Source organism: Sphingomonas sp. Ant20 (genome assembly GCF_000783375.1).
GTDB lineage: Bacteria > Pseudomonadota > Alphaproteobacteria > Sphingomonadales > Sphingomonadaceae > Sphingomonas > Sphingomonas aerolata.
Window position 1 is genome coordinate 1 of the sequence record NZ_JRVI01000200.1, and the last position, 5,465, is coordinate 5,465.

The 5,465-nt window shown below is 66.4% G+C and carries 4 protein-coding genes and 2 pseudogenes; all 6 read right to left on the bottom strand.

Annotation, left to right across the window (positions count from 1 at the left end):
- Positions 1-156, bottom strand: a pseudogene (locus NI18_RS24650) (ribonuclease); the annotation flags it as partial.
- The gene (locus tag NI18_RS18080; RefSeq protein ID WP_037531997.1) at positions 149-718 is read right to left on the bottom strand and encodes a nucleoside triphosphate pyrophosphatase; all 570 of its coding nucleotides are present in this window, start codon (positions 716-718) and stop codon (positions 149-151) included. The gene NI18_RS18080 and the pseudogene NI18_RS24650, both read right to left, overlap by 8 nt.
- 45 nt (positions 719-763) lie before the next feature.
- Entirely contained in the window at positions 764-982 is a 219-nt protein-coding gene (gene infA / locus NI18_RS18085) for a translation initiation factor IF-1 (protein ID WP_031441079.1), read from the bottom strand.
- 156 nt (positions 983-1,138) lie between these two features.
- Entirely contained in the window at positions 1,139-2,614 is a 1,476-nt protein-coding gene (locus tag NI18_RS18090) for a DNA methyltransferase (protein ID WP_037531999.1), read from the bottom strand.
- Positions 2,615-2,790: 176 nt separating this feature from the next.
- Positions 2,791-4,946: pseudogene (locus tag NI18_RS18095) on the bottom strand (sodium-translocating pyrophosphatase).
- Positions 4,947-5,042: 96 nt separating this feature from the next.
- Positions 5,043-5,465, bottom strand: a 423-nt coding sequence (locus NI18_RS18100; RefSeq protein ID WP_037532001.1) for an AIR synthase-related protein, incomplete at its 5' end; no start/stop codon positions are given.

Genomic DNA, 5,465 nt, shown 5'->3' on the forward strand with positions numbered 1-5,465 from the left:
CGCCTCGACGAGGCGCGCGCGCGCGACATGGCCGACGCGCAGCGCCACGTCGTCGCGCTCGATCAGTGCCTCGACGATCTGGTCATTCTCGACCAGCGCGGCGCGGTCTTCGCCAATGCCGGCTTCGTAGAGCCAGACGGGGCCGGATTCAGGCAAGCGCGAGCCCGGCGGTCTTCAGCAGCGCGCGGGTTTCGAACAGCGGAAGCCCCACAACCCCCGAATGGCTACCCGAGAGAAAGCGCACGAACGCCTCGGCGCGGCCCTGGATCGCATAGCCGCCCGCCTTGCCCAGCCCTTCGCCGCATGCGATGTAGTCGTCGATCTCGGCGGTCGAGAGCGGCTTGAACGCGACGATCGTGTCGGCGAGGCGGGTGCGGACGGTGCCGGCGGCGTCGATCACGCAGACTGCGGACAGGCAGTGATGACGCCGCCCGGACAATTTGCCGAGCAGGTCGCGCTGGATGTCGGGCGTATCGGCGGGCGGCAGGATGCGGCGGCCGAGGGCGATGGTGGTGTCCCCGGCGATGACGATCTCACCCGCGGCGCGATCGACCGCGCATGCCTTCTCGACCGCGAGACGCAGCGCATAGGCGCGCGGCACTTCGGCCCGGTGCGGGCTTTCGTCGATATCGGGGGACGCAACGCGCGACGGCACGACGCCGAGCCGCGCCAGCAGGTCGCGGCGGCGGGGCGAGGAGGAGGCTAGGACGAGCACAATTGCCTCGATCTTGCTGCACGACCGCGGACGACCCGCGGCCAGCGCTTATTTGAAGCGGTAGGTGATGCGACCCTTGGTCAGATCATACGGGGTGAGCTCACACAGCACCTCGTCGCCGACCAGCACGCGGATGCGGTTCTTGCGCATCTTGCCGGCGGTGTGACCGAGAATCTCGTGGTCGTTTTCGAGCTGTACCCGGAACATCGCGTTGGGGAGGAGTTCCACCACGCGGCCGCGCATCTCGAGCAGTTCTTCCTTGGCCAAATATAATCTCTGAATTGGGGGAATTTCGGGACGAGCGCCCTTACCGCAGGTTCGCGAAAAAGGAAAGCACGCCCGAAAGGCGCGCATGGCCCTTATGCCCATACGCGCCCCTCAGACCTGGATGTCGGTGTTCGCCGCGTCCGAAACAAGGGCGCGTCACAGCAGCCCGGGCTGTGTGCCGGTGGCTTCGCGCGCGGCGCGGCGGAAGGCGGCGCGGTCGACATTGGGGATCCGCGGCCGCTTGCCCTGGAACAGGTCGGCGAGCGTGAGGATCTGAAGCCGCGGGAACGTCTCGTCGACGCCGGCGCGGTAGATGCCGACCGCGGCGGCGCGGCGCTCCATCTCGCGCGTGGGCCTGGCGTTCATGATCAGCACGCCGATCGGCGCCTTTTCGCGCGCGATCGTCGCCGCGAGCGTCTCGACCATCGTCACATCGGGATTGAGCCCGCCCTTGACCGAGACGATCGCGCGGTGCGTGACCATCTTTCCTGCGGCGACATCGTGATCGTTGAAATAGATGAGCCCGTCGATCCCGCCATCCGCCCCCTTCTTGCGGCCGCCAAAAGGGAGCGCATCGACCAGCGACACCGCCCACCACTGAAACTGGTATTTGTCGCGCAGCGCCAGATCGCGTGCGGAGGCGAGGCCCTTGGGGGTGCCTTCGACCGTGAAGGTGACGCGGGGAAACGCGTCCTTCATGCGCTTTTCGATCAGCGAAATGGCGAGATGCGTGATGTCGATCCCAATCCATTGCCGGCCCATTTTCTGCGCGGCATGGACCGCCGTGCCGCATCCACAGAACGGATCAAGCACCACGTCGCCTTCGTTCGACGACGCGCCGATGATGCGTTCGAGCAGGGCCACCGGCTTCTGGGTCGGATAGCCGAGACGCTCCCGCGACACCGGGGCGATGATAGGAATGTCCCATACGTCGTTCATCGCGACGCCTGGCGACGTGCCGCTCTCCTGCGTGGGATTGCGGGTTCCGTCGGGAGCGAAGGTCACTTTCTGCATCGCCCCGCGCCAACGTTTGATCGAACTCGCCGACGGGGGCATCGTCAGAACGTTGAACAGATTGCCCGTTTCGGTCTTACTGTAGAACAGCAGGCAGTCGTGCATCCGTTGAAAGCGGTGGGAGACCGTCGGCCAGCGCCGATAGCTCCAGATGATCTCGTTCTGAAACTGCCGTTTGCCGAACGTCGCGTCGAGAAGAAGTTTCAGATAGTGGCTCGCGGTCGGGTCGCAGTGGAGATAGAGGCTGCCGGTCGGTTTCAGGACGCGGTGCAGTTCGAGCAGCCGGACCGCCATCATCGCCAGATAGGCCATCATGTCATTGTCGCCGAGAAACCCGCGCATCGCGTTGAGCAGGTCGAACGCCTTGGTGTTGCCGCTGCGCGCGACCTGGTCGAAGGCATCCTCTGCGCTGTCGTTCCAGTGCCAGCTGTCCTCGAACGCCTCGATCTGCGCGTTCGAGGCGCGGCCGTCGGGTTCCTTGAACAGGATGCCATAGGTCGCGTTCGAATTGAACGGCGGGTCGAGATAGATCAGGTCGATGCTCTCGTCGGCGATCTCCTTGCGGAGGACGGTGAGATTGTCGCCATAGAAGAGGTGGTTTTCGGGGCGGTTGCGCATCGGGGCAGGATGCGGGGGCAAAAGCCGGTCCGTCCAAGCCAGATGCATCCGCGGACGGTCTATCGGGTCCGTTACGGCGGTATCGGCGGGGGGGTGTTACGGAGGGGGCAGCGCGTGCCGCCGCCCCTCGTCAGGCTGCACCTGCTACCTCCCCCTTGCGGGGGAGGATCGTCGCGTCAGCCCACCCCGCCGCCCGCGAGTGCGGCGAGCAGCAGCAGCGCGACGATGTTGGTGATCTTGATCATCGGGTTCACCGCCGGGCCGGCGGTGTCCTTGTAGGGATCGCCGACGGTGTCGCCGGTCACCGCGGCCTTGTGCGCCTCAGATCCCTTGCCGCCGTGGTTGCCGTCCTCGATATATTTCTTGGCATTGTCCCAGGCGCCGCCGCCGCTCGTCATCGAGATTGCGACGAACAGACCCGAGACGATCACGCCGAGCAGCATCGCGCCGAGCGCGGCGAAGCCCGAGGCCTGGCCGGCGACCGCGGTGATGATGAAATACACCGCGATCGGCGACAGCACCGGCAGCAGCGAGGGCACAATCATCTCGCGGATCGCCGCCTTCGTCACCAGATCGACGGTGCGCGCATAATTGGGGCGGCTGGTGCCGAGCATGATGCCGGGATTGTCGCGGAACTGCGCGCGGACCTCCTCGACGACCGCGCCCGCCGCGCGACCGACCGCGGTCATCCCGAACGCGCCGAACAGATAGGGGAGCAGCGCGCCGAGCAGCAGGCCGACGATGACGTACGGGTTGCTGAGGCTGAAATCGACCGTGACCTGCGGGAAATAGGTCGCGAGGTCGGTGGTATAGGCGCCGAACAGGACGAGCGCGGCGAGCCCGGCCGAGCCGATCGCATAGCCCTTGGTCACCGCCTTGGTGGTGTTGCCGACCGCGTCGAGCGCATCTGTCTTCTGTCGGACGTCATCGGGAAGGCCCGCCATCTCGGCGATCCCGCCGGCATTGTCGGTGACCGGGCCGTACGCGTCGAGCGCGACGACCATGCCCGCCTGGGCGAGCATCGCGGTGGCGGCAAAGGCGATGCCGATGATCCCGGCGAGCTGGTAGGCGACGATCACCGCGACGACGATGACGAGCGTCGGCATCGCAGTCGATTCGAGGCTGATCGCGAGCCCCTGGATGACGTTGGTGCCGTGGCCGGTCTCGGATGCTTGGCGATCGACTGGACCGGGCGGTGGTTGGTGCCGGTGTAATATTCGGTGATCCACACGATCAGCCCGGTGACGACCAGCCCGATCATCATCGACCAGAACAGGTCCATGCCGGTGAAGCTTTGCGTCAGCGACGGCGCGGCCTGGGTGGTCAGGTCGTCGGTCGCGGGATCGAGATAGCCTGCACCACCGATCACGCGGTGAAGGTCGCCGAGCACGTACTGCGTGGCGAGGTAGATGGCGGGAATCGACAGGATCGTCGAGGTGAAGAAGCCCTTGTAGAGTGCGCCCATGATGCTGCCGCCGCCGAGCCGGACCATGTAGGTGCCGATGATCGAGGTGACGATGCACACGCCGCCGACGAGCAGCGGGAGCGTCATCAGACGCATCAACTCGGCGCCGCTCGCCTGGATCAGCAGCGCGATCGAGATCATCGTGACGCCCAGCGTGACGACGTACGTCTCGAACAGGTCGGCGGCCATGCCCGCGCAGTCGCCGACATTGTCGCCGACATTATCGGCGATGACCGCGGGGTTGCGGGGATCGTCCTCGGGAATGCCCGCCTCGACCTTGCCGACCAGATCCGCGCCGACGTCGGCCGCCTTGGTGAAGATGCCGCCGCCCAGACGCGCGAAGATCGAGATCAGCGAGGCCCCGAAGGCGAGCGCGGTCAGTGCCTCGACGATGATCCGGTCGTTGGGCGCGTGACCCGCAAAGCCGGTGAGATACCAGAAGAAGGCGCTGATCGCGAGCAGCCCGAGCCCCGCGACGAGCATGCCGGTGACCGCGCCCGATCGGAACGCCATCGTCAGCCCGGCCTGGAGCGAGGTGCGCGCGGCCTCTGCGGTGCGGACGTTCGCCCGAACCGAGATGTTCATGCCGACATAGCCCGCGACCCCCGACAGCACCGCGCCGATGACGAAACCGATCGTCGAGATCATGCCGAGCGTGGCGAGCAGGATGACGGCGACGATGACGCCGACGATCGCGATGGTCGTGTACTGGCGGCCGAGATAGGCCTTTGCGCCCTCCTGGATGGCGGCGGCAATGTCCTGCATCTTCGCATTGCCGGGGGAGGCGGCGAGGACCTGCCGACTGGTGACGAAGCCATATAGGACGGCGATGACGCCGCAGATCATGGCCAGATAGACGGTCGTCATACGGCACTATCCCTTTTTTCAGTTCCTCCCCGGTCTCGGCTTTGCCGAGTCCCGTCCAAGGAACCTATCAGTGCAGGGGTATTGCGCAAGCGACCGTCAGGCGCGGTGCTCATAGCCTAGACTTGGCGGCAGCGGGACGGGCGTGCCGGCATCGTGAAGGACCAGCCCCGATCCCGTCAAGAACGCCCCTATCCGGGTGGCATCGGTAGCGAAATCTTCGGGCGCGGCGAACAGCAGCTGATAGTCGTCGCCTGCGGTCGCCGCTGCGACCCGATCGCCTGAATAGGCACGATAGGCGTCGGAGAGGGGGATGGCGGCGAGATCGATCGCGACGGCGAGGCCACTCGCGAGCGCCATGCGCGCGGCGTCGATGAGCAGACCGTCGGACACGTCCATCATCGCATGGACGTGGCGGGCGAGGCGGCGGCCATCGGCGAGGCGGGGCTGCGGGCGGCGATACGCGGCGAGCAGCTCGGCCGGGCCAGGCTTGCCGAGCGCGATCGCCAGTCCTGCCCCGGC